Below are 21,621 nucleotides of genomic sequence, written 5' to 3'. Positions count from 1 at the left end.
GACCCTAAGCACCCCGGCGGCGGGCGGCGGCTGCGACCTGCCGGGACCGGTGCGCGGCGCACCCGTGTGGCGGGACGCGGGACGCCACCGGCACCCTCGCCGCCCGCCCGCGGGACGTGCCCGGGGGACGTCTTACTCCCCCAGCACGATTTCGCTCCACACCTGTTTGCCGCCGCTGACCGGCAGCGTCCCCCAGGCCGCCGACACGGCCTCGACCAAGAGGATGCCGCGGCCGCCGGTGGCCTCCCAGCCGATGCTGGTCGGCTTGACCGGGGAGCGGGGCGAACCGTCGGCGACGGCGACGCGCAGCCGCTTGTTGACGAGGCTGAGGTCCATGCGGACCTGGCCGTCGGTGTGCACCAGGGCGTTGGTGACGAGTTCGGAGACGACGAGGAGCGCGGCGTCGGTCTCCTCGGTGACCCCCCAGGCGCGCAGGGTGCGCCGGGTGAAGCGGCGGGCGTGCCGGACCGCCTCGGGCACCCGCCACACCGTCCAGCTCTCCCGCAGCGGGCGCACGGCCAGGCCGTCGTAGCGCATGAGCAGGAGCGCGATGTCGTCGCTGCGCCCGGCGTTCCCGAGCAGGGCGTCGGCCATCAGCCCGAGGTGGGCGGGGTCGGAGGCGGAGAGGTGGTGGGCGAGGCGTTCCACGCCGTCGTCGATGTCGGTGCCGGCGGCCTCCACCAGGCCGTCCGTGGTCAGCGCGAGCACGGTGCCGGGCTGGAGCCGCAGCGGGGTCATCGGGAAGTCGGCCTGCGTCACCACCCCGAGCGGGGGCCCGCCCTCCGACTCCACGACCTCCACGCCGCCGTCGAGGTGGCGCAGCACGGGGGGCAGATGGCCGGCGCGGACGCACCAGGCGGAGCCCGCCTCCATGTCGACGTCGACGTAGGCGCAGGTGGCGAACAGGTCCGTCTCCATCTCCAGCAGGAGGCGGTTGGCGTGCGAGACGACGACGTCCGGGGGATGGCCCTCGGCGGCGTAGGCGCGCAGCGCGGTGCGCATCTGGCCCATCAGCGTGGCCGCTCCCGTGCTGTGGCCCTGCACGTCACCGATGACGAGGGCAACGTGGTTGTCGGCCAGCGGGATGACGTCGTACCAGTCGCCGCCGACCTCCAGGCCGGCCGTGGCGGGCAGGTAGCGGGCCACCGCCTCAGCGCCGGGCAGCCTGGGCAGCCGGCGCGGCAGCAGGGTGCGCTGCAGCATCCCGACCAGTTCGTGCTCGGCGTCGAAGGAGCGGGCCCGCATCAGGGCCTGGCCCGCCAGGGTCGCCGAGGCGGTCAGCAGGGCCCGCTCGTCGGGGCCGAACTCGTGGGGGGCGTCCCAGCCGATCAGGCAGGCGCCGACCATCCGGCTGCCGCCGGGCAGCGGCAGCACGGCCAGGCCGCCGGGGCCGACCTCGGCGAGGGCGGGCTCCAGTTCGGTGCCGGCGGGCCAGATCTGGGGGCGGCCCTCGCGCAGGGCGGAGGCGAGGGTGGGCATGGCACGCACCGGCGCGTCGGGCCACTCGGTGCGCCACTCCAGGCGCCACAGCTCCGGCCAGGCCTCCGGTTCGGGCGGGTCGAGGACGGTGACGACCAGACGGTCGTTCTCCAGTTCGGCGAGGGCGATCCGGTCGGCCTGCAGGGGTTTGCACAGCGCGGAGACCACGGCCTGGCTGACGTCCTTCACGGTGCCGGCGGTGGCCAGGGCGGCGGCGAGCCGCTGGACGCGGGCGACGTCGGTGATCCCGGGACGCAGGGTGGAGGCGTCGGCGACGGTGCCGACCAGGCGGGCCGGGCGGCCCTCTCCCCCGGCCAGCAGCCGGCCGCGCAGCCGCAGCCACTTCGGCGGGCCGGTGGGCTGCAGGACGCGGAACTCCAGCTCCCGCTCGCCGATGGACATGTGGTCTGCCTCGACCACGGACATCAGGGAGGGCAGGTCCTCGGGCACGGTCAGTGCCAGCAGTGTCTCGACCTTGCCGTCGAAGTCGGTGCGGCCGAGGCCGAACAGGCCGAGGATGTCGTCGCCGACCTCGACCCGGCCGGAGTCCATCGCCAGGCTGAACGCGCCGGCCGGGAGCTCCCCGGCGCGGGCGGCCTCGACGGGGGACGGGCAGGCGACCGCCTCGGCGATCAGCTCCAGGCACGCGCGGTCCTCGGAGTCGAAGCCGCCGGGGCTCTCGGTGACGGCCAGCAGGATGCCGCTGCCCTGCTCGCGCAGGGGCAGCACCGCCAGGAAGACGTCCCCGGCCGGCATCCGCCGGGCGTCGGCGCACTCGGCGAGTTCCTCGGGGCCGAGCCACACGGGCCGCCCGGTGCGGCGGGCCTCGGCCGCCGGGGACCGGCCCTCCAGGGGGTAGGAGTCGCGCAGCCCGTACAGGCTCCGCGGCACGCCGGCGGACTCGGTCAGGCACAGCAGCTCGCCCTCGTCGCCGCCGAAGGCGTAGACGGCGGCGAACGCGGAGCCGGTGAAGACCAGGGCCTGTTCCAGGACACGGCGGAGCCGGTCGCGGGAAGCGGGATCGGTTGTGATCGTTTTAAGGGCAAGTTCGACCCGCGGACTTCGCGTTCTGCGTGCCGTAGCGCCCTCACTGACCACGTTGGCCATTACAGCGCGTATCGGCCGCTCGCGCAGCCCCTGTGACGGTTCTGTGGGCATAGCGAGGAGGCGCCGCTCGAAACAGGCCGAACACTTCTTGACCCGTGCGTTCCGCACGGTGGTCTCGTGACAGGCGTGACTGTCGGCGCGGCCGGCCCGGCTGGAAGGCTCGGTGCCGATCAGGGAGGGGGACCGTCATGGACCAGCGCTACGAGGTGTACGCGCTCACCGACCGGCACTTCTACGACGCGCCCGACCGGCTGTCGGCGGGCGCGCCGGAGGCGGCACCGGCGTACGCCGCGGCCCGGCGCGCGGTGCCCGAGGGGTGGGAGGCGGCCCGGATCGGCGACTGGCTGAACCTGACGCCGCTCGGCGCCGACGGACGGCCGGCACCGGGGCCTGCGCAGGGCTGGAAGATCCACGCCTCCGCCACCCGGGCGAACGCCGAGCGGATCGCCGCGATCGTCTGGGACTACTGCGTGCCCCGTCGCATCCCCTTCAAGTTCGTCCCCGGACCGCATCTGCTGCACCTGCGGAACACCAAGTACGCCGCCCGCGACACCAGCGGCAAGTTCGTCACGGTCTACCCGGCCGACGAGGAGCAGCTCCACCTCGTGCTGCGGGAGCTGGGCGCGCTGCTGGAGGGTTTCGAGGGGCCGTACATCCTGACCGACCTGCGGTGGGGCGCCGGCCCGCTCTACGTCCGCTACGGCGCCTTCGCCCGTGCCTTCGTCGTCGACGAGCGCGGCACGCTGGTTCCGGCGGTGCGCGACGGGGCGGGCCGCGCCGTGCCGGACCGGCGGGCGCCGTCCTTCCAGGTCCCCGACTGGGTCACCCTGCCGTCCTTCCTGGAACCGCATCTGGCGGCCCGCAACACCACGACGGTCGGCGAGCTGCCGTACCGCATCGAGAAGGCCCTGCACTTCTCCAACGGCGGCGGGGTCTACGCGGGCACCGACACCCGCGACGGGCGCAAGGTCGTCCTCAAGGAAGGGCGGCCGCACGCGGGCCTGGCGGCCGACGGCGCGGACGCGATCTCCCGGCTGGAGCGGGAGCGGCAGGCGCTGGAGCGGGTCGCCGGGACCGGGGTCGTACCGGAGGTGCGGGACTGGTTCACCCTGGGCGACCACCGGTTCCTGGTCATGGACTTCGTCGAGGGACGCCCGCTGAACTCGTTCTTCGCCGAAAAGCACCCGCTGCTCACCCCGGACCCCGAGCCGGGGGCGGTGGCCGCCTACACGGAATGGGCGCTGCGCATCCACCGGGCGGTGGAGCGGGCGGTCGAAGCGGTGCACGCCCGCGGGATCGTCTTCAACGACCTGCATGTCTTCAACATCATGGTCGCGCCCGACGAGGAGTCGGTCGTCCTGATCGACTTCGAGGCCGCGGCACCGGCCTCGGAAGACGGCCGGCAGGTCGTGGCCCACCCCGGGTTCTTCGCTCCGCCGGACCGCCGCGGCGCCGACGTCGACCGGTACGCGCTGGCCTGTCTGCGGCTCGCCCTGTTCCTGCCGGTGACCACCCTGTTCGTGGTCGACCGCGGCAAGGCCGCGCATCTGGCGGACGTGATCGCCGGGCAGTTCCCCGACGTGCCGCGGGACTTCCTCGACGAGGCGGTCGCGGAGATCACGCGCGAGGCGGCGCGGCCGGTGGGGGCCGGGACCGGCGGGGCCGCACGGGTCCCGGCCGCCGCCTCGCTCGTCGATCCGGCCGACTGGCCCTACAGCCGCGACTCGATGGTCAAGGCGATCCTCGCCTCGGCCACCCCCGAGCGCGACGACCGGCTCTTCCCCGGCGACATCGCACAGTTCTCCGACGGCGGCGGACTGGGACTGGCGCACGGCGCGGCCGGGGTGCTGTACGCGCTGGCCGGGACGGGCGCCGACCGGTACGAGGAGGGCGAACGCTGGCTGCTCGCCCGTACCGCCCCGCCACCGGTCGGGACCCCGCTCGGCCTGTACGACGGTCTCGCGGGCATCGCCCACGTCCTGGACCGGCTCGGGCACCGGCAGCGCGCGCTCGACCTGGCCGACGGGATCCTCCGGGAGCGCTGGCAGCGGCTCTCCTCCGACCTGCACGGCGGGCTGGCCGGGGTGGGGCTGGTCCTCGGCGAGCTGGCCCGCACGACCGGCGAGGGAGAGCTCCGGGACCGGGCCGCCGAGGCCGCGCACCTCCTGGTGGAGCGGCTCGCCGAGCCCGCCCCGGACACCTCGCGCCGGCGTGCGGGGCTACTGCGGGGCGCCAGTGGGCCCGCGCTCTTCCTGCTGCGGCAGTACGAGCGGACCGGCGAGCGCGAACTGCTCGAGGCGGCCGCCGCCGCGCTGCGCCGGGACCTGGACCGCTGCGTCGTCCAGCCCAACGGCGGCGGCCTGGCGGTCGACGAGGGCTGGCGGACCCTGCCCTACCTGGGCGACGGCAGCGTGGGCGTGGGCATGGTCCTCGACGACTTCCTCGCGCACGCGGACGACGAGCGGTTCGAGCGGGCCCGCGCCGACATCCTCACCGCCGCCGCCTCCCGCTTCTACGCGCAGCCCGGCCTGTTCCAGGGGCGCGCCGGGATGATCCTGCACCTCAGCCGGACCACCACACCGGGCCCGACCGAGCGGCGGCTCGCCGAACAGGTGGGCGCGCTCGGCTGGTACGCGATGGCGTACGAGGGTCAACTGGCCTTCCCCGGACACCAGATGATGCGGCTTTCCATGGACCTCGCCACCGGAACGGCAGGGTGCCTGCTCGCGCTCGCGGCGGCCCTGGACGGCGAGAGCGCCGCCGGACTGCCGTTCCTCACGCCGCCCAGGCGGCCCCACGAACGCGGCCCCGCGAACTGACGGAGCCGTGACCCAACCCCCGTCCCCATCGAGGGACCCGTCCCATCAACGAAAAGGACATGACATGGCACTGCTCGACCTGCAGACGATGGAGTCCGACGAGCACACCGGAGGTGGTGGGGCCAGCACGCTCAGCCTGCTCTCCTGCCTCAGCGCGGCGAGCGTCACGCTCTGCCTCTGACCGACACCGCGAGTCCACGGCCCCGGGCGGCTTCCTCCCCTGCACGGGGAGGGGCCGTCCGGGGCCTCGCCATCACGGCAGGATGCGAGGGCGCAGCCGCATGATCGACGACTTCTCCGGGGGCCGGGGCGGGGACGGAGACACTGACGAGGACGCCGGGACCGGGGCGGGGGCCGCCGGGAACGGCGCCGAGGGGGTGACCGGGACCGCCGGGGCCGCAGTGGCGGGCGCCGGAACCGAGGCCGGATCCGGTACCGGCGCCGAAGCCGAGAGCGGGGTGTCCCGGGCGCGGGGCGTGCTCCGGGAGGCCGTGCGGTTCGGTGGGGCGCGTTGTGCCGTCCTCTGTGTGGCCGGTACCGCCGCGACCGGCGCCGGGCTGCTGCTGCCGGCCGTGCTGGGCCGGACCCTGGACCTGCTGCTCGCCCACGCGCCGGCCGCCCGCTGGATCCTCTGCTCCGCGGGGCTGGTCCTGCTGCTCGCGGTGCTGGAGGGCACCGAGACCGTGCTCGACGGCACCACCAACGCCCGTACCACCGCCCGGCTGCGCCGGCGGCTCACCGGTCACGTCCTGGCCCTCGGCCCACGGGCCACCGCCCGTTTCGGCTCCGGCGACCTCGTCGCCCGGCTCGTCGGCAGTGCCACCCAGGCCGGGACGGCGCCCACGGCCCTCGCCGCCTGCCTCGCCGCCCTCGCCGGCCCGGTGGGCGGCGTGGTCGCGCTCGGCCTGATCGACCCCCTGCTCGCGGTCGTCCTCCTGGCCGGTGCCCCGGTCCTCGTCCTGGTGCTGCGGGTCTTCGCGCGCGACTCCTCGGACTGCGTCGCCCGTTACCAGCAGGTCCAGGGGCACCTCGCCTCGGCACTCGCGGAGGCCGTCGGGGGCGCCCGCACGATCAGGGCGGCGGGCACGGCGGACCGGGAGACGGCGCGGATCCTGCGACCCCTGCCCGAACTGTCCCGGGCCGGTCACCTCATGTGGCGCGCCCAGGGACGGGCCGCCGCGCAGACCGTCGCCGTAGGGCCGCTGCTGCACCTGGGCGTCGTCGCGGTGGCGGGCCTGCTGCTGACCCGGCACCGGCTCACGGTGGGCGAGGTGCTCGCCGCGTCCCGGTACGCGGTGCTCGCGACCGGCGTCGGTGTGCTGGTCGGGCAGCTCGCGTCCCTGGTGCGCGCCCGGGCCGCGGCCGGACGCCTCGGCGAGGTGCTGGCCGAGCCCGCGCCCGGTCACGGCACCCGGCGGCTGCCGCCGGGCCCCGGGCGGCTGGAGCTGCGCGCGGTGACCGCCCGGCGCGGCGGCCGGACCGTCCTCGACGGCGTGGACCTGGTCGTGCCCGGCGGCACCACGCTCGCCGTGGTCGGCCGGTCCGGCTCCGGCAAGTCGCTACTGGCCGCCGTGGCCGGACGGCTGGCCGACCCGGACACCGGAGAGGTGCTGCTCGACGGGGTGCCGCTGCGCGAGCTGACCCACGACGACCTGCGGCGCGCGGTCGGCCACGCCTTCGCACGGCCCGCCCTGCTGGGCACGACCGTCGAGGACGCGATCGGCTTCGGCCTGGTCACGCCCTCCCCCGAGCGCGTCCGGCAGGCCGCGCGCACGGCCCGCGCGGACGCCTTCGTACGCCGCCTGCCCGACGGCTACGCCACCGCCTGCGCCGACGCGCCCCGCTCCGGCGGCGAGTCACAGCGCCTCGGCCTGGCCCGCGCCTTCGCGCACGACGGCCGTCTGCTCATCCTCGACGACGCACTCTCCAGCCTGGACACGGTCACGGAGCACCACATCACCCGCGCCCTCACCACCGGCACCACCGCCACCACCCGCCTCCTCGTCGCCCACCGCGCCGCGACGGCCGCCCACGCGGACGCCGTGGCCTGGCTGGACGAGGGGCGCGTACGCGCGGTGGCCCCGCACGCGGAACTGTGGCGGGACGCCTGCTACCGGCGGGTGTTCGCAGTCGGGGACGGTGCGCAGGAGGGGCCGGACGAGGACCGTCCGGGCACGGGTGGCACGCCGCGGGCGGTGGTGTCGTGACGCCGGGACGGTGGGGGCCGGGGTCTCCGCGGGCGTGGGGACGGGACGTCGCGCGGCTGGGGGGATGGTCGCTGCTGGAAGCGGGGCAGGCCTTTCTGCTCGGCCACGCGCTGGCGCGCGCCCTGGACGCGGGGTTCCTGGCCGGGCGGGCGCGGGCCGGGCTCGGGTGGCTGGCGGTCGCAGGGGTGGGGGTGCTGGTCGGCGCGTACGGGACGGGGCGGGTGTACCGGGCGGTCGCGGCCCTGGTGGAGCCGCTCAGGGACCGGCTGGTGCGGCGGGTGGTCGCGCGCGGGGTGCGGGAGGCGGACAGCGGCGCCCTGTCCGGGCTCACCCAGCAGGTGGAGATCGCCCGCGACACCTTCGCCGGGCTGGTGATGGTCTCGCGTTCCTTCCTGTTCACCGCCGCGGGCGCCCTGCTCGGCCTCTTCTCGCTGGCGCCCCTGCTCCTGCTGGTGGTCGCGCCCCCGCTGGTCGCCGGGGTGGGACTGTTCGCGGCGACGCTGCGGCCGCTCGCGCGGCGCCAGGAGGCGTATCTCGCCGCCGACGAGGCGCTCGCCGAGCGGCTGGGCGCGGTGTGTCCGGGCCTGCGGGACGTCACGGCGGCCGGTGCGGAGGCCCGGGTCGCCGCCGACGTCGGCGAGTGCGTCGACGCCGAGCGGCGCGCGGCGGATTCCCTGGCCCGGTGGGGCGTCGCCCGGGTGGCCTCCCTCGCGCTCGGCGGCCACCTGCCGGTCGTCCTGCTGCTCGCGGCCGCGCCGTGGCTCCTGGCCCACGACGTCACCCCGGGCGCCCTGGTCGGCGCCCTCGCCTACGTCACCCAGGCGCTCCTGCCCGCCCTCCAGAACCTCGTCCACGGCCTCGGCACCAGCGGCTCCCGCCTCACGGTGGTCCTGCGCCGCCTCAACCCGCCTGAGGAGCAGGATCAGACAAGGGCGGAGACGCCCGATGAGAAGCCGGCGTTCCCCCGGCCCTCCCCGGCCCCTTCTCCCTCTCCTCCCCCATCCCCGCATCCGTCCCCCTCGGCCGCCCTGACCCTCACCTCCGTGACCTTCGCCTACGGCCCTCACAGCGACCCCGTCCTGCGCGATCTCGACCTCGCCCTGCCGCACGGGGCCCACCTGGCGGTGGTCGGGCCGAGCGGGATCGGCAAGTCGACGCTCACCGCCCTGGTGGCCGGGTTGCTGGTGCCCGCGCGCGGCGAGATCCGGGTGTGCGGGCTGCCCGCGCGGGACCGCCGGGCCGTAGCGCGGCGTGTGCTGATTCCGCAGGAGGCCTACGTCGTCACCGGCACCCTCGCCGAGAATCTCGCCCTCCTGCGCCCCGACCCCGTACCGGAGCCGGAACTGTGCGCCGCCGCGGAGGCCGTCGGGCTCGCCCCGCTGCTGCGCGCGCTCGGCGGGCCGCGGGCGTTGGTGGATCCGGCGGCACTGTCCGCCGGGGAACGCCAGCTGATCGCGCTGACCCGCGCCTACCTGTCGCCCGCCCCCCTCGCCCTACTGGACGAGGCGACCTGTCATCTGGACCCGGACGCGGAGGCCCGCGCGGAGCGCGCCTTCGCCGCACGGCCCGGCGGCACCCTGGTGGTCGTGGCGCACCGCATCAGCTCCGCCCGCCGCGCGGACCGGATCCTGGTCATGGACGGCCGGGAGACGGCGTACGGCACGCACGAGGAGTTGCTGCGCGGCTCCCCGCTCTATCGCGATCTGGCCGGCGGCTGGGCCGGTCCGGCGTCACAGCCACCCCTCGCCCTGCGAGATGCGGATGGCGTCGATGCGGTTGCGGGCGCCGGTCTTGCGGGTGATGGCCGCCATGTAGTTGCGCACGGTCCCGTGGGACAGGTGCAGGCTCCCCGCGATCTCCGCGACGGAGGCGCCCTCGGCGGCCAGTGACAGCACGCTCAGCTCGCGCCTGGTGAGGGGCATCTCGGCGGCCTTGAGGAAGCCGAAGCCCAGGGAGTCGTCGACGAAACGCTCTCCAGCGGCGACGTGCCGTATGCCGCGCACCAGCCGGTCCGGCGGGCTCGCCTTGTCGACGTAGCCGAGGGCTCCGGCCTCGATGGCCCGCTTCAGCAGACCGGGGCGGCCGGCCGTCGCCAGTACGAGTAATCGCGGGCGCGGGGCGCCCGGTCCGCGGGGGCACAGCTCACCCAGCGGTGGCAGCCCGTAGGTGTCGGAGCAGTCGAGGTCGACCGCGCAGATGTCCGGGCGCACGGTGCGCACCCGCCCCGGCGCGGTGCGCCACGGGGTGTCGTACACCCCGAGGCCGGGCTCCCGCCGGAGCCACTCCGCCAGCACCGATCTCACCAGACACGCGTCGTGCACCAGAAGTACCCGGATCACTGCCACCCCTTCAGCTCGCCGTGCACGTTTTCGTCGGTGGCGCTTTTCCTCGCCGGTGGTCTTCCTCGGTGGGGATTCCCCCGATGGTGTTGAGCGCGTGCCCCATTGTTGGGGGCTCCCACCGTCCCCGGGCGCGAAGAATCGGCCATCAGGGTGCGCGGGGGCGCACGCGGGGCGCCGGCGTCCCGCCCCGTGCTTCGGGTGTGGGGGCATGGGGCGGGGGCGAGGGGGTACCCGGCCGCCTCGACCGCGCCGCGGGTACTCCTGCGCGCCAACACTCCGGAACCAGTCCGTCCGGTATGCAACTGGGAGGGGACCGCTCGCCGTGCGCCGGGGGTCGCGCGGGGGGAGCCTTGATCCGGGGATCCGTCGCGCGGCCGTGCGAGGAGGTGGTCGGCGTGCCCGACGGTCGGACGCCCGGACGGGGGCCGACGGCCGGTGGCCGCGGGGTCGACCGGCCACTGCTCTCCCTGGCCCTGGCCTCCCTGCTGGACGAGGTCCACGCGCATTCCGGTGCGGTGTACCTGCTGTCGCCGAACCAGCCGGTGCTGGAGATGGCGGTGGCGGGGGGGATGCCGCGGGCGTTCGTCGCCCCCTGGGAGCGGGTGGGGCTGAGCGCCCCCATCCCTGTCGCCCAGGCGGTGCGCGAGCGGCGGCTGGTCTGGGTCGGCGGCGAGGAGGAGATGGCCCGGCGCTATCCGCGGATCGCGGTGGTCCTGCCGTACCCGTTCGCGCTCGCCGCCCTGCCGGTGGCGACCCGGACCACCGTGTACGGCGCCGTCTTCGTCACCTGGCCGGCCTCGCACCCTCCCATGCTGTCCGACTGGGAGCGCGAGCATCTGACCGCTGCCTGCGACCGGCTGGCGCTGCGGCTGGAGCGGGCCGCCGCGCAGCGGCACCCGGTGGGCCCGGAGCCCGATCTGCTCGCCGTGCCCCCGGCCGGCGGGGCGGCCGGCACGCTCGGCACGGTGGAGGCGGTGCGCATGGTGGCGCGGCTGCCCTACGGTCTCGCCTCGCTCGATCTGCACGGCCGGATCTCCTACCTGAACGCCGCGGCCGCCGACCTGCTCGGCCTGCCCACCCGGGAACTGCTCGGCACCCGCCTGTGGGCGTCGGTGCCGTGGCTGAACGACCCGATGTACGAGGACCGTTACCGGGCCGCGCTGATCAGCCAGCACGTCACCTCCTTCGTGGCGCTGCGCCCGCCCGGCGACTGGCTGTCGTTCCGGCTGTATCCGAGCACCACCGGTCTGAGCGTGCGGATCAGCCGGGCCCGGGCGGTGGCGGAGATGGGCCGGTCCGCGCCGGAGCCCGGCGACGGGCCCTCCAGCCTGGTGACCATCTCGCACGTGCTGAGCCTGGCGGGCGCGCTGACCGAGGCCGTCGGGGTGCAGGACGTGGTCCAGCTGGTCGCGGACGAGATCGCCCCGGCGGTCGGCAGCCAGGCCCTGGTGGTCCTCGGTTCGCAGTCCGGGCGGCTGCACGTGCTGGGGCACCGCGGGTACGAGGATCCGCACACCGTGGAGCGGTTCCACGGCATGCCGCTGACCGCGCCGACACCGGGCGCGCACGTGCTGAGCACCGGGGTGCCCGCCTTCTTCGACTCCCTGCAGCAGCTGGAGCGGCTGTATCCGGCGCAACCCGCGACGCCGGACGGTTTCGAGGCCTGGGCCTACCTGCCGCTCATCGCCTCGGGCCGCCCGGTCGGCACCTGTGTGCTCGCGTACGCCGAGCCGCATCCGTTCCCGGCGGACGAGCGGGCGGTGCTGACGAGCCTGGGCGGGCTGATCGCACAGGCACTGGAGCGGGCCCGGCTGTACGACGCCAAGCACCGGCTGGCGCACGGTCTGCAGCAGGCGCTGCTGCCCCACTCGCTGCCGCGCCTGCCGGGCATCGAGGCGGCCGCGCGTTATCTGCCCGCGACGCAGGGCATGGACATCGGCGGCGACTTCTACGACCTGGTGCCGAGGCGCCCGCTGGCGGCCGCCGTGATCGGGGACGTGCAGGGGCACAACGTGACCGCGGCCGGGCTGATGGGGCAGATCCGCACCGCGGTCCGGGCGTACACGACGGTGGGGCAGGAACCGCAGGAGGTCATGCGCAGCACCAACCGGCTGCTGATCGACCTCGGCGTGGAACTGTTCGCCAGCTGCCTGTACCTGCGGCTCGATCCGGCGAACGGGTGCGCCGTGATGTCACGCGCGGGACATCCGCCACCGCTGATCCGGCGGCCGGACGGCCGGGTGCGCGTGCTGGACCTGGCGGTGGGCCCGCTGCTGGGCATCGACGCGTCGGCGACGTATCCGACGACGCTGATCGACTTCGCCCCCGGCTCGGTGCTCGCCCTCTACACCGACGGACTGGTCGAGTCGCCGGGTGCCGACATCGAGGACTCGCTCGTGGAACTGGGGCAGCGGCTCGCCGAGGCCGGGGACGCGCCCCTGGACGATCTGGCCGACCTCCTGATCCTGCACGGCGCGGCGGAGCGGGAGCGGATCGACGACGTGGCGCTGCTGCTGCTGCGGGCGCACGCGGGGTGACCTCCGGGGGGCCGACGACCGGGGGGGAAGACGCGGGCGGCCGGCCGCGACCGGTGGCGTGCAACGGCGGTGACACGCGAACGGTCCGACCCTCCCGCCGGAGGGCCGGACCGGTCCACTGGCCGACCGGAACCGCTGGGCAGGCCGGTCAGTGGCCTGTGGGGGGTGCTTGGCGCCGGGTCGTCCCGCCCGGCGATCAGCGGGCCGGGCGGCCGGTCACTGGCTCTGGGCGATGCCGGAGCCGTCGCCGGCGCCGGACTGGTCGCCCGGGTTCGCCGCGCCCGACTGATCACCCGGGTTCGCCGCGCCCGACTGATCACCCGGGTTCGCCGTCCCGGACTGGCCGCCGGGGTCGGCCGTCCCCGACTGATCACCCGGGGCGGCCGTCCCCGACTGGTCACCGGGGTTGGCCGTGCCCGACTGGTCACCGGGGTTGGCCGTGCCCGACTGGTCGCCCGGGGCGGCCGTTCCGGACTGGTCTCCACCGGCCTGCTGGCCTCCGCCCGCCTGCTGGCCACCGTCCGCCTGGCCACCCGCGCCCGCGCCGTTGCCCGCGCCGAGTGTCGCGCCCGTCGCCTGCAGGGCGGCGGTGACCGGCTGGAAGAAGGTCTCGCCACCCGCGGTGCAGTCGCCGCTGCCGCCCGAGGTGAGGCCGACCGCGCTGCCGTCCTGGGTGAACAGGGAGCCGCCGCTGTCGCCGGCCTCGGCGCAGACGTCGGTCTGGATCAGGCCGTTGACGGTGTCGACGCCGCCCGGGTTGGTCTCGCTCTGGAAGTTGACGGTGGCGTCGAGACCGGTGACCGAGCCGTTGTGCAGGCCGGTGGTGCTGCCCATCCGGAACACCTGCTGGCCGACGGTGGCGTCGGCCGCCTTCGCGATCTGCACGGTCTGCCCGTTGCCGACGTTGACCTCGCTCGGGGCCTGGGTGGCGGGGTCGTCGTACTTGACGAGGGAGAAGTCGCTGCCGGGGAAGGTGGCCTGGTCCACCGTGGCGATCGGCTGGCCGTTCTGGGAGTCGGACCACTGCTTGGCCGCGACGCCGCAGTGACCGGCCGTCAGGAACGCGGGACTGCCGTCGCTCGCCGTGACGTTGAAGCCGAGCGAGCAGCGGACCCCGCCGCCCTGCGCCTGGGCGAAGATGGCGTCGCCGCCCGAGACGAAGGTCTTGAAGGCCCCGGCGGACTTCTTCAGGGTCGCCGTCCCGGAGCCGAGGCCCTGGACGGTGGACTGCAGTCTGTCCCACTTGGCGCCGGTGACGGTCTTGTCGGCGGTGACGACGACCTTGTTCGTGCGCGGGTCGACGGCCCAGGCCGTACCGGGGATGGTGGCCTTCGCCTTCAGGGTCCGCGCGGCGGACTTGAGTTCGGCGGTGGTGTTCTGCACCTGGCGGACGGCGGCCCCGGCCTTCTTCGCCTGGACGATCACGTTCTTGTCGCCGCTCACCACGTTGACGACGAGTTGCTGCTTGTCGGCGTCGTAGTAGGACCCGGCGATGGAGTCGCCGAGCGCCTTGGCGAGCTGCGAGGCGAGGTCCGAGGCGTCCGTCGCCTTGAGCGTCTTGGGGGTGGCGTTGTCCGCCGCGCCGTCCTGAGACGCGTTGGCGTTCGGGAGCAGCAGAGCCGCCGCTCCGAGCGCCGCCACGCTGCCTGCCGCTATCGCGGCCTTGCGCTTCGGAATTCGCTTGTGACTCAAACTTCTCGACCTCCAAGGGACGGGGTCTGTGCCGCCGTTCGGCAGCTGCTGGGGGGCGCCTGGATGGCTGTTGGTACGCAGGGGGCACGCGGGGCGTTCAACTCCGCTCGTCGGCCCCTCCCGGCGGCACGCCGAATCGGCCAACTCCCGCGCCCGGCCCGGCGGTGCCGGGAACAATCCCCTCATGACGATGACCACCGCCGAAGCCGGCAAGATCCTCGACGACAACTTCGCCCCCTGGGTCCTGGAACTGGGCCTGGGCGTGGAGGCGTTGGGCCCGGACCGCGCGATCCTGCGACTGCCCTGGTCGGCGCGGCTGGCCCGCGAGGGCGGGGCGCTGTCCGGGCAGGCGCTGATGGCCGCCGCCGACACGGCGACCGTGATCGCGGTCTCGGCCGGGCGCGGCTGCTACGTGCCGATGACGACGGTGCAGCAGTCGACGTCGTTCCAGCGGGCGGTGACCGGCTCGGATGTCCTGATCGAAGCGGTCCTGACCAAGCTGGGCCGCCGGATGGCGTTCGCGGACATCACCCTCACGGACGAGGGCGCCGGTGCGCTCGCGGCGCGGGCGAGCACGGTGTACGCCCTGCTCGGCTGACACGCTCCGCGACCGGCCGATCTCTCTGAGTCGTCCACGGCGCGCGGAATCCCGGCTTCAGCGAATCTGCACATTGAATACTCAACGAAGTCATCGGACTCGTCGGTTCTGCACAACCGCGCGCCCCCGGCGAGTCCTTTGGCGCGGAGTGCCGGATTCGCCGTCGCACTCGCAAGTATCCGGGCGCGCCGATGCGGTGCCGCGTGTGAAGAAGTCGCCGACAACTCGTGCCGACGCCCTCACCGATGACCGCCGCGCGGCAACAAGTCGCCAGGTGAGAGGGCTGGTTGATTGGAAGCGACGCGCCGCCGCGTGCTTTGATCCCTCACATCGCGGGAATCGCAACGGGCTCGGGGAACGGGCCCGCGGTACCCGCGCAGGCGGCGTCCGTCTGTCCCCAGAGGGGGCCGCTCCCCCTTGTGAGAGATATCCATACGAAGGGAAGTTCCATCATGAACTCCACCCCCCAGGTCGAGACCGTCGAGATCTCCGACGCCGAGCTCGACAACGTCTCCGGCGGTCTGGCCCTGAACGCCCTGGGCACCGCCACCGGCGTGGTGGACAGCGTCGCCCCGGTCTCCGGCCTGGCCGACACGGCCGTCGGCACCGTCCAGGGTGTCACCGGCCTGAACGTGGCCCCCGCCGCCAACCTGGTCGCCGGTCTCTGATCGCGCCTCGTTGCCGTTGAGTCCCGGAGCCGTATGCCGGTTCCGGGACTCTCGGGTGCCGTGATAGATCCGTCCCGCACGTCCCCACAGGTGAGGGAAGTTCCGTGCAGTTCCGCCAACAGGCCCTCGCCAAGCTCCAGTCGCCGGAGGAACTCGACCTTCCGGTGCGGCTCGCCCGCCCCCAGGGGTGGCTCGTGCTGTCCGTCGCGCTGGTCGCCATGGCCGCCGCCTCCGTCTGGGCCGTGACGGGCTCCGTGGCCTCCACGGTCGGCGCGCAGGCCATCCTCACGCACGGGCAGGGCAGTTACCTCCTGCAGAGCCCGGTCGCCGGCCAGGTCACCGCGGTCCTCGCCGAGGAGGGCCAACCGTTGCCCGCAGGCGCGCCCGTGGTGAAGGTCCGTACGGGCCGGGGCGACCAGATCGTCCGCACGGTCGCCGCGGGCCGGGTCACCGCACTCGCCGCCACCATCGGCCAGATCGTCCGGACCGGCGCGAACATCGCCGCCGTCGAGAAGGTCGCCCACGCCTCGGACCCGCTGTACGCGACCGTGTACGTCCCCGCCGAGAACGCCGCCGCCATCCCCGCCGACGCCTCCGTCGACCTGACCGTCGCCTCGGTGCCCACACAGCGGTACGGAGTGCTGCGCGGCCATGTGAAGTCGGTCGACCGCACCGCCGAGTCGGCCCAGCGGATCGCCGCGTTCCTCGGCGACGCCCAGCTGGGCGAGCAGTTCACGAGGAAGGGCCGTCCGGTCGCCGTCCTCGTCCGGCTCGATCCGTCGTCCGCCACGAAGAGCGGCTACCGCTGGTCCTCCGCGGACGGCCCCCCGTACCGGCTGGACTCCATGACCCTGGCCACGGCCTCCATCCGCCTGGCCGACCAGCGTCCGCTCGATTGGCTGCTGCCGTGACCACCGCCCAGGAGACCCGCGGCCGCCGCCGCGCCGCCCCGCCCAAGCGCCGCCCGGTCCCCAAGGGCCGGGGGAAGACCGTCCGTACCCCCAGCGTGCTCCAGATGGAGGCCGTGGAGTGCGGCGCCGCCTCGCTCGCGATGGTGCTCGGCCACTACGGCCGCCATGTCCCACTGGAGGAGCTGCGCATCGCCTGCGGTGTCTCGCGGGACGGCTCGCGCGCCAGCAACCTGCTGAAGGCGGCGCGCAGTTACGGCCTGACCGCCAAGGGCATGCAGATGGACACCGCCGCCCTCGCCGAGGTGAAGGCACCGGCCGTCCTGTTCTGGGAGTTCAACCACTACGTCGTCTACGACGGCATGGGCCGCCGCCTGGGCCGGCGCGGGGTGTACATCAACGACCCCGCGAAGGGCCGCCGTTTCGTCCCCATGGAGGACTTCGACAGCAGCTTCACCGGCGTGGTGCTGGTCATGGAGCCGGGCCGGGACTTCGAGCGCGGGGGCCGCAAGCCGGGGGTCCTGGGCGCCATGCCGGCCCGGCTTCGCGGCACCGCGGGCACGATGCCCGCCGCCGTGCTGGCGAGCCTGCTGCTGGTGGCGGTCGGCGCGGCGGTGCCCGCGCTCAGCCGCACCTACATCGACATGTTCCTGATCGGCGGCCAGACCTCGCTGCTGGGCGTGCTGTTCGCGTCGATGGGCGCGTGCGTGCTGCTCACGGTGGTGCTGACCTGGCTGCAGCAGGCGAACCTGCTGCACGGCCGGATCATCTCCTCCACCCTCTCCAGCGCCCGCTTCCTGCGCCATCTGCTGCGCCTGCCGGTGACGTTCTTCGCCCAGCGCAGCCCCGCCGACCTGGTGCAGCGTCTGCAGTCCAACGACCAGGTGGCCGAGACCCTGGCCCGCGACCTCGCGGCGGCGGGCGTGGACGCGGTCGTGGTGGTGCTGTACGCGATCCTGCTCTACACCTACGACCCGCAGCTGACGTTCGTCGGCATCGGCGTCGCGCTGCTGAACGTCGTGGCGATGCGGTTCGTCGTACGGCTGCGCGCGACGCGGACGGCGAAGCTGCGCGCGGACACCGCCCGGCTCACCAACACCGCCTACAGCGGGCTGCAGTTGATCGAGACGATGAAGGCGACCGGCGGGGAGGACGGCTACTTCCGCAAGTGGGCGGGGCAGCACGCCACCACCCTGGAGGAGCAGCAGCGCCTCGGCGTGCCGAGCGCCTGGCTGGGCGTGGTCGCGCCGACCCTGGCGACGCTCAACAGCGCGCTGATTCTGTGGATCGGCGGGATGCGCGCGGTCGAGGGCCACATCTCGGTCGGTCTGCTGGTCGCCTTCCAGGCGCTGGTGACCCGGTTCACCGCCCCCCTCACCCGCCTCAACGGGGTCGCCGGCCGCATCCAGGACTTCGCGGCGGACGTGGCCCGGCTCAAGGACGTGGAGAACTTCCAGGCGGACCCGCTCTACGCCCGCGCCGGCACCGGCGAGTCCACCCGCCGGCTGCACGGCCATGTGGAGCTGGAGAACATCACCTTCGGCTACAGCCCCCTGGACAAGCCGCTGCTCACCGGTTTCGACCTGATCGTGGGGCCGGGGCAGCAGGTGGCCCTGGTCGGCGGCTCCGGCAGCGGCAAGTCCACGGTCTCCCGCCTGATCTCGGGCCTGTACGCGCCCTGGGAGGGCGTGATCCGCATCGACGGGCAGCGACTGGAGGACATCCCGCGCGGCGCGCTCGCGGCCTCGGTGTCCTTCGTCGACCAGGAGGTGTTCCTGTTCGAGGGTACGGTCCGCGACAACGTGGCGCTGTGGGACCCCTCCATCCCGGACGACGCGGTGACGGAGGCGCTCAGGGACGCGGCACTGTACGACGTGGTCGTGCGACGGCCCGGCGGCATCCACAGCCGGGTCGAGCAGGACGGCCGCAACTTCTCCGGCGGGCAGCGCCAGCGCCTGGAGATCGCCCGGGCGCTGGTGCGCCGGCCGAGCATCCTCGTGCTCGACGAGGTGACCAGCGCCCTGGACGCCGAGACCGAGCAGCTGGTGATGGACAACCTGCGGCGGCGCGGCTGCGCCTGCGTGGTGATCGCGCACCGGCTCAGCACCGTGCGCGACAGCGACGAGATCGTCGTGCTCCAGCACGGCACGGTCGTCGAACGCGGGCGGCACGAGGAGCTGGTGGCGCGCGGCGGAGCGTACGCCGCGCTGGTCAGGGAGCGATGAGATGACGTCCCTTCACGAGGGTCACCAGGGCGACCTGGTTCTGGGCGCGCTCGGGTCCCTGGGCACGCCGGTCGACTGCGCAGGGTTCAACCGGCTCGATCTGGAGGGCCCGCAGGTGCTGTGGCTGGTCGCGGCCGGCGCGGTGGACCTGTTCGCGGTCGACGAGGTGCAGCAGGGCCACTGGCACCACCTGGGCCGTCTGGAGGCGGGCTCGCTGCTGCTCGGCCCGGTCGCCGGCCCGCAGCACACGCTGATCGCGCGCCCCCTGCGGGACTGCGTGGTGCGCCGCGTCGAGCTGCGCGAGCTGTACCAGCCGGCCAACACGCAGACCTGGTCGTACGACGAGTACGGCAACCCGCAGTACGTGCCGCCGGCGACCAGCCCGCTGGAGTACGCCGTCGCGCTCGGCGTCGGCCGCAGCCTGTCCGTCCTGTTCCAGGCGCCGATGGCCGAGGAGCGGGTGGCCGCGCCCACCGACGACGACGTCTTCTGGATGCAGGTGCCGCCGGGCAGTGTCCAGTACGGGGCGCTGTACGGCGCGGAGGCGGCCGCGGACCTGCTGATGGACCCGGCGCTGTGGCAGAGCATGGTCGACCAGCAGTACCGGCTGCTGACCGCGCTTGACCGCTGGATCGAGCAGCTGGAGCGCACCCACGAGAACCGCACGGCGGAGGGCATCAAGGCCGGCGAGGCGGTCCGCGCGCAGGCCGACCGGACGCTGCTGGCGTCCATCGGCCGCTCCTCGGCGCAGCGGACCACGGCCGCCGATGCCGACGCCACCTACGCCGCCTGCAGGCTGGTCGCGCGCGCGGCGGGGATCACCCTCGCCGAACCCGCGCAGAGCGGCACGGAGAGCGACCGTCTCGACCCCGTCGAACAGGTCGCCCTGGCCTCCCGGGTGCGCACCCGTGCCGTACGCCTGTACGGCCGCTGGTGGCGGGAGAACGTCGGGCCGCTGGTGGGGCACCGGGCGCTGTCGGGCGCGCCGGTCGCCCTGCTGTGGCGGCGCGGCGGGTACGTCGCGGTGCATCCGGCCACCGGCCGGGAGACGCCGATCGAGAAGGCGAACGCGGAGGAGTTCGAGCCGCGGGCGGTGATGTTCTACCGCCCGCTGCCCGACCGCGGGCTCAGCCCGGCCGGGTTGCTGCGGTTCACCCTGCGCGGCACCGGCAGCGATGTGCTCAACCTCCTGCTCAGCGGCCTGGTGACGGTCGCCATCGGCGCCCTGGTGCCGGTCGCCACCGGAAAGGTGCTGGGGCAGTACGTGCCGAAGGCCCAGCAGGGGCTCATCGTGCAGGTCTGCCTGGCGGTGATGATCAGCAGTGTGGTGGCGGCGGCCTTCATGCTGCTGGAGAACCTGACCATCCTGCGGCTGGAGGGCCGGATCGAGGCCACGCTGCAACCGGCGGTCTGGGACCGGCTGTTGCGGCTTCCGACGAAGTTCTTCACCGAGCGCTCCACGGGCGAGCTGGCGAGCGCGGCCATGGGCATCAGTGCGATCCGCCGTCTGCTGGCGGGCGTCGGCCCGGTCGTCGCCCAGTCGGTGACCGTGGGCGTGATGAACCTGGTGCTGCTGTTCTGGTTCAGCGCGTCCATGGCTCTGGCGGCGATCGGCATGCTCGTCGTCATCGCCGCCGTGTTCCTGGGGCTCGGGCTGTGGCAGGTGCGCTGGCAGCGGCGGCTGGTGGCGCTCGGCAACAAGCTGAACAACCGGGCCTTCCAGACGCTGCGCGGGCTGCCGAAGCTGCGGGTGGCGGCGGCGGAGAACTACGCGTACGCGGCCTGGGCGTCGGAGTTCGCGCGCAGCCGTGAGCTGCAGCAGAAGGTGGGCCGCATCAAGAACCTCACCACGGTGATGGGCGCGGTCTACCTGCCGGTGTGCACCCTGCTGATGTTCATGCTGCTGGCGGGCCCGGCGCGCGGGTCGATGTCGGCGGCCGCGTTCCTCACCTTCAACACGTCGGTGACGATGCTGCTGACGTCCGTCACCCAGTTGACCGGAGCCTTCGTCTCGGCCGTGGCCGCGCTGCCGCTGTACGAGGAGATCAAGCCGGTGCTGGACGCTGTGCCGGAGGTGCGGGAGGCGAGCACCCGGCCCGGGCCGCTGTCCGGCGCGATCGAGGCGCGTCGGCTGTCGTTCCGGTACGCCGACGACGGGCCGCTGGTGCTGGACGACGTGTCGTTCGAGGTGCGGCCGGGCGAGTTCGTGGCGATCGTCGGCCCGAGCGGCTGCGGCAAGTCCACTCTGCTGCGCCTGCTGATCGGCTTCGACCGTCCGGTGTCCGGCGGGGTGCTGTACGACGGCCAGGACCTCGCGGCCCTCGACCAGTCGGCGGTGCGGCGGCAGTGCGGAGTGGTCCTCCAGCACGCCCAGCCCTTCAACGGCTCGATCCTGGACGTCATCCGGGGCACCGAGCCGTGCACGCCGGAGGAGGCCATGGCGGCGGCCGAGATGGCGGGGCTCGCCGAGGACATCAAGCGGATGCCGATGGGGCTGCACACCATCGTCGCGGGCAGCGGGGCGGTCTCCGGCGGGCAGCGGCAGCGTCTGATGATCGCCCAGGCCCTGGTGCGGCGCCCGCGGATCCTCTTCTTCGACGAGGCGACCAGCGCCCTGGACAACGACACGCAGCGCACGGTGATCGAGAGCACCCGCAAGCTCAACGCGACGCGGATCGTCATCGCGCACCGCCTGTCGACGGTGCTGGACGCCGACCGGGTCATCGTGATGGAGGACGGCAGGGTCGCCCAGCAGGGGGCACCGGCCGAACTGCTCGCCGAAACCGGCGGACGTCTCCACGAACTGGTCCGCCGCCAGCTGGCGTGAGCGAGACGTCGCCGCCGAGGGCCCGCATCCCGAGTCCGGCCGCATGCGCCGTCACCTTGGCGGGCCCGCGGACCAGGTCCGCGGCCGCCCCCTCGCCGGCGGCCCGTACGAGTTCGGCGATCTCGGTCACGCGGCGAACCCGGAGGGGAGGAGGACCGAGCGGGGGGCGACGGTCCGTCAACTTCCGGTCGCGGTGGGCGATGTCCGCGTCT

General features: G+C 74.3%; 12 protein-coding genes and 1 pseudogene. 10 read left to right on the top strand and 3 right to left on the bottom strand.

Annotated elements, in window-relative coordinates; all coding sequences use genetic code 11:
- Positions 1-132 precede the first annotated feature (132 nt).
- Positions 133-2,586, bottom strand: a complete 2,454-nt coding sequence (locus ACF1A5_RS06885) for a SpoIIE family protein phosphatase (RefSeq protein WP_392191778.1) — start codon at positions 2,584-2,586, stop codon at positions 133-135.
- A 188-nt stretch (positions 2,587-2,774) separates the two neighbouring features.
- Between ACF1A5_RS06885 and lanKC the strand changes: the two genes are divergently transcribed.
- The 4 genes from lanKC (at position 2,775) to ACF1A5_RS06865 (ending at position 9,501) form a co-directional block, all read left to right on the top strand.
- Positions 2,775-5,405 (top strand): class III lanthionine synthetase LanKC, encoded by a 2,631-nt coding sequence (gene lanKC, locus ACF1A5_RS06880; RefSeq protein ID WP_392191777.1) that lies wholly within the window; start codon positions 2,775-2,777, stop codon positions 5,403-5,405.
- Positions 5,406-5,469: 64 nt separating this feature from the next.
- On the top strand, positions 5,470-5,586 hold the full coding sequence (locus tag ACF1A5_RS06875) for a SapB/AmfS family lanthipeptide (RefSeq protein WP_392191776.1): 117 nt from the start codon (positions 5,470-5,472) through the stop codon (positions 5,584-5,586).
- Positions 5,587-5,668: 82 nt separating this feature from the next.
- Positions 5,669-7,612, top strand: coding sequence for an ABC transporter ATP-binding protein (locus tag ACF1A5_RS06870; RefSeq protein WP_392191775.1), 1,944 nt, complete (start codon positions 5,669-5,671; stop codon positions 7,610-7,612).
- A complete protein-coding gene (locus tag ACF1A5_RS06865; protein ID WP_392191774.1) occupies positions 7,609-9,501 on the top strand; it encodes an ATP-binding cassette domain-containing protein in 1,893 nt (630 codons plus the stop codon). The genes ACF1A5_RS06870 and ACF1A5_RS06865 overlap by 4 nt, the downstream gene beginning before the upstream one ends.
- On the opposite strand, the pseudogene ACF1A5_RS06860 reads toward ACF1A5_RS06865, so the two are convergent.
- Positions 9,427-10,164: pseudogene (locus ACF1A5_RS06860) on the bottom strand (LuxR C-terminal-related transcriptional regulator); the annotation flags it as partial. The gene ACF1A5_RS06865 and the pseudogene ACF1A5_RS06860 overlap by 75 nt on opposite strands.
- A gap of 176 nt (positions 10,165-10,340) precedes the next feature.
- Between ACF1A5_RS06860 and ACF1A5_RS06855 the strand changes: the two are divergent.
- On the top strand, positions 10,341-12,491 hold the full coding sequence (locus ACF1A5_RS06855; protein ID WP_392192096.1) for a SpoIIE family protein phosphatase: 2,151 nt from the start codon (positions 10,341-10,343) through the stop codon (positions 12,489-12,491).
- A 216-nt stretch (positions 12,492-12,707) separates the two neighbouring features.
- On the opposite strand, the gene ACF1A5_RS06850 is transcribed toward ACF1A5_RS06855, so the two are convergent.
- Positions 12,708-14,183 carry a S1 family peptidase gene (locus ACF1A5_RS06850; RefSeq protein WP_392191773.1) on the bottom strand — a complete coding sequence of 492 codons (1,476 nt, stop codon included), beginning with the start codon at positions 14,181-14,183 and terminating at the stop codon, positions 12,708-12,710.
- A gap of 184 nt (positions 14,184-14,367) precedes the next feature.
- Here ACF1A5_RS06850 and ACF1A5_RS06845 point away from each other — a divergent pair, with 184 nt between their 5' ends.
- From ACF1A5_RS06845 to ACF1A5_RS06825, 5 genes are all read left to right on the top strand, one after another.
- Entirely contained in the window at positions 14,368-14,781 is a 414-nt protein-coding gene (locus tag ACF1A5_RS06845) for a PaaI family thioesterase (RefSeq protein WP_392191772.1), read from the top strand.
- A 452-nt stretch (positions 14,782-15,233) separates the two neighbouring features.
- Positions 15,234-15,449, top strand: coding sequence for a type A2 lantipeptide (locus ACF1A5_RS06840; protein WP_392191771.1), 216 nt, complete (start codon positions 15,234-15,236; stop codon positions 15,447-15,449).
- Between the two features lie 104 nt (positions 15,450-15,553).
- Positions 15,554-16,360, top strand: coding sequence for an HlyD family efflux transporter periplasmic adaptor subunit (locus ACF1A5_RS06835; RefSeq protein ID WP_392191770.1), 807 nt, complete (start codon positions 15,554-15,556; stop codon positions 16,358-16,360).
- Positions 16,357-18,582: an NHLP family bacteriocin export ABC transporter peptidase/permease/ATPase subunit gene (locus ACF1A5_RS06830; RefSeq protein ID WP_392191769.1), complete on the top strand. Its 2,226-nt coding sequence runs from the start codon at positions 16,357-16,359 to the stop codon at positions 18,580-18,582. Before ACF1A5_RS06835 ends, ACF1A5_RS06830 begins: the two co-directional genes overlap by 4 nt.
- 1 nt (position 18,583) lies before the next feature.
- Positions 18,584-21,409 carry an NHLP bacteriocin export ABC transporter permease/ATPase subunit gene (locus tag ACF1A5_RS06825; RefSeq protein WP_392191768.1) on the top strand — a complete coding sequence of 942 codons (2,826 nt, stop codon included), beginning with the start codon at positions 18,584-18,586 and terminating at the stop codon, positions 21,407-21,409.
- Positions 21,410-21,621: the final 212 nt, after the last annotated feature.

The organism is Streptomyces sp. NPDC014864, assembly GCF_043081525.1.
Classification (GTDB): Bacteria; Actinomycetota; Actinomycetes; order Streptomycetales; family Streptomycetaceae; genus Streptomyces.
This window is presented reverse-complemented; position numbering and strand designations above follow the sequence as displayed.

Bases quoted from the DNA above. Each gene is read 5' to 3' on its own strand.
- ACF1A5_RS06885 (WP_392191778.1), bottom strand. From the start codon at position 2,586: ATGGCCAACGTGGTCAGTGAGGGCGCTACGGCACGCAGAACGCGAAGT.
- lanKC (WP_392191777.1), top strand. From the start codon at position 2,775: ATGGACCAGCGCTACGAGGTGTACGCGCTCACCGACCGGCACTTCTAC.
- ACF1A5_RS06875 (WP_392191776.1), top strand. From the start codon at position 5,470: ATGGCACTGCTCGACCTGCAGACGATGGAGTCCGACGAGCACACCGGA.
- ACF1A5_RS06870 (WP_392191775.1), top strand. From the start codon at position 5,669: ATGCGAGGGCGCAGCCGCATGATCGACGACTTCTCCGGGGGCCGGGGC.
- ACF1A5_RS06845 (WP_392191772.1), top strand. From the start codon at position 14,368: ATGACGATGACCACCGCCGAAGCCGGCAAGATCCTCGACGACAACTTC.
- ACF1A5_RS06840 (WP_392191771.1), top strand. From the start codon at position 15,234: ATGAACTCCACCCCCCAGGTCGAGACCGTCGAGATCTCCGACGCCGAG.
- ACF1A5_RS06825 (WP_392191768.1), top strand. From the start codon at position 18,584: ATGACGTCCCTTCACGAGGGTCACCAGGGCGACCTGGTTCTGGGCGCG.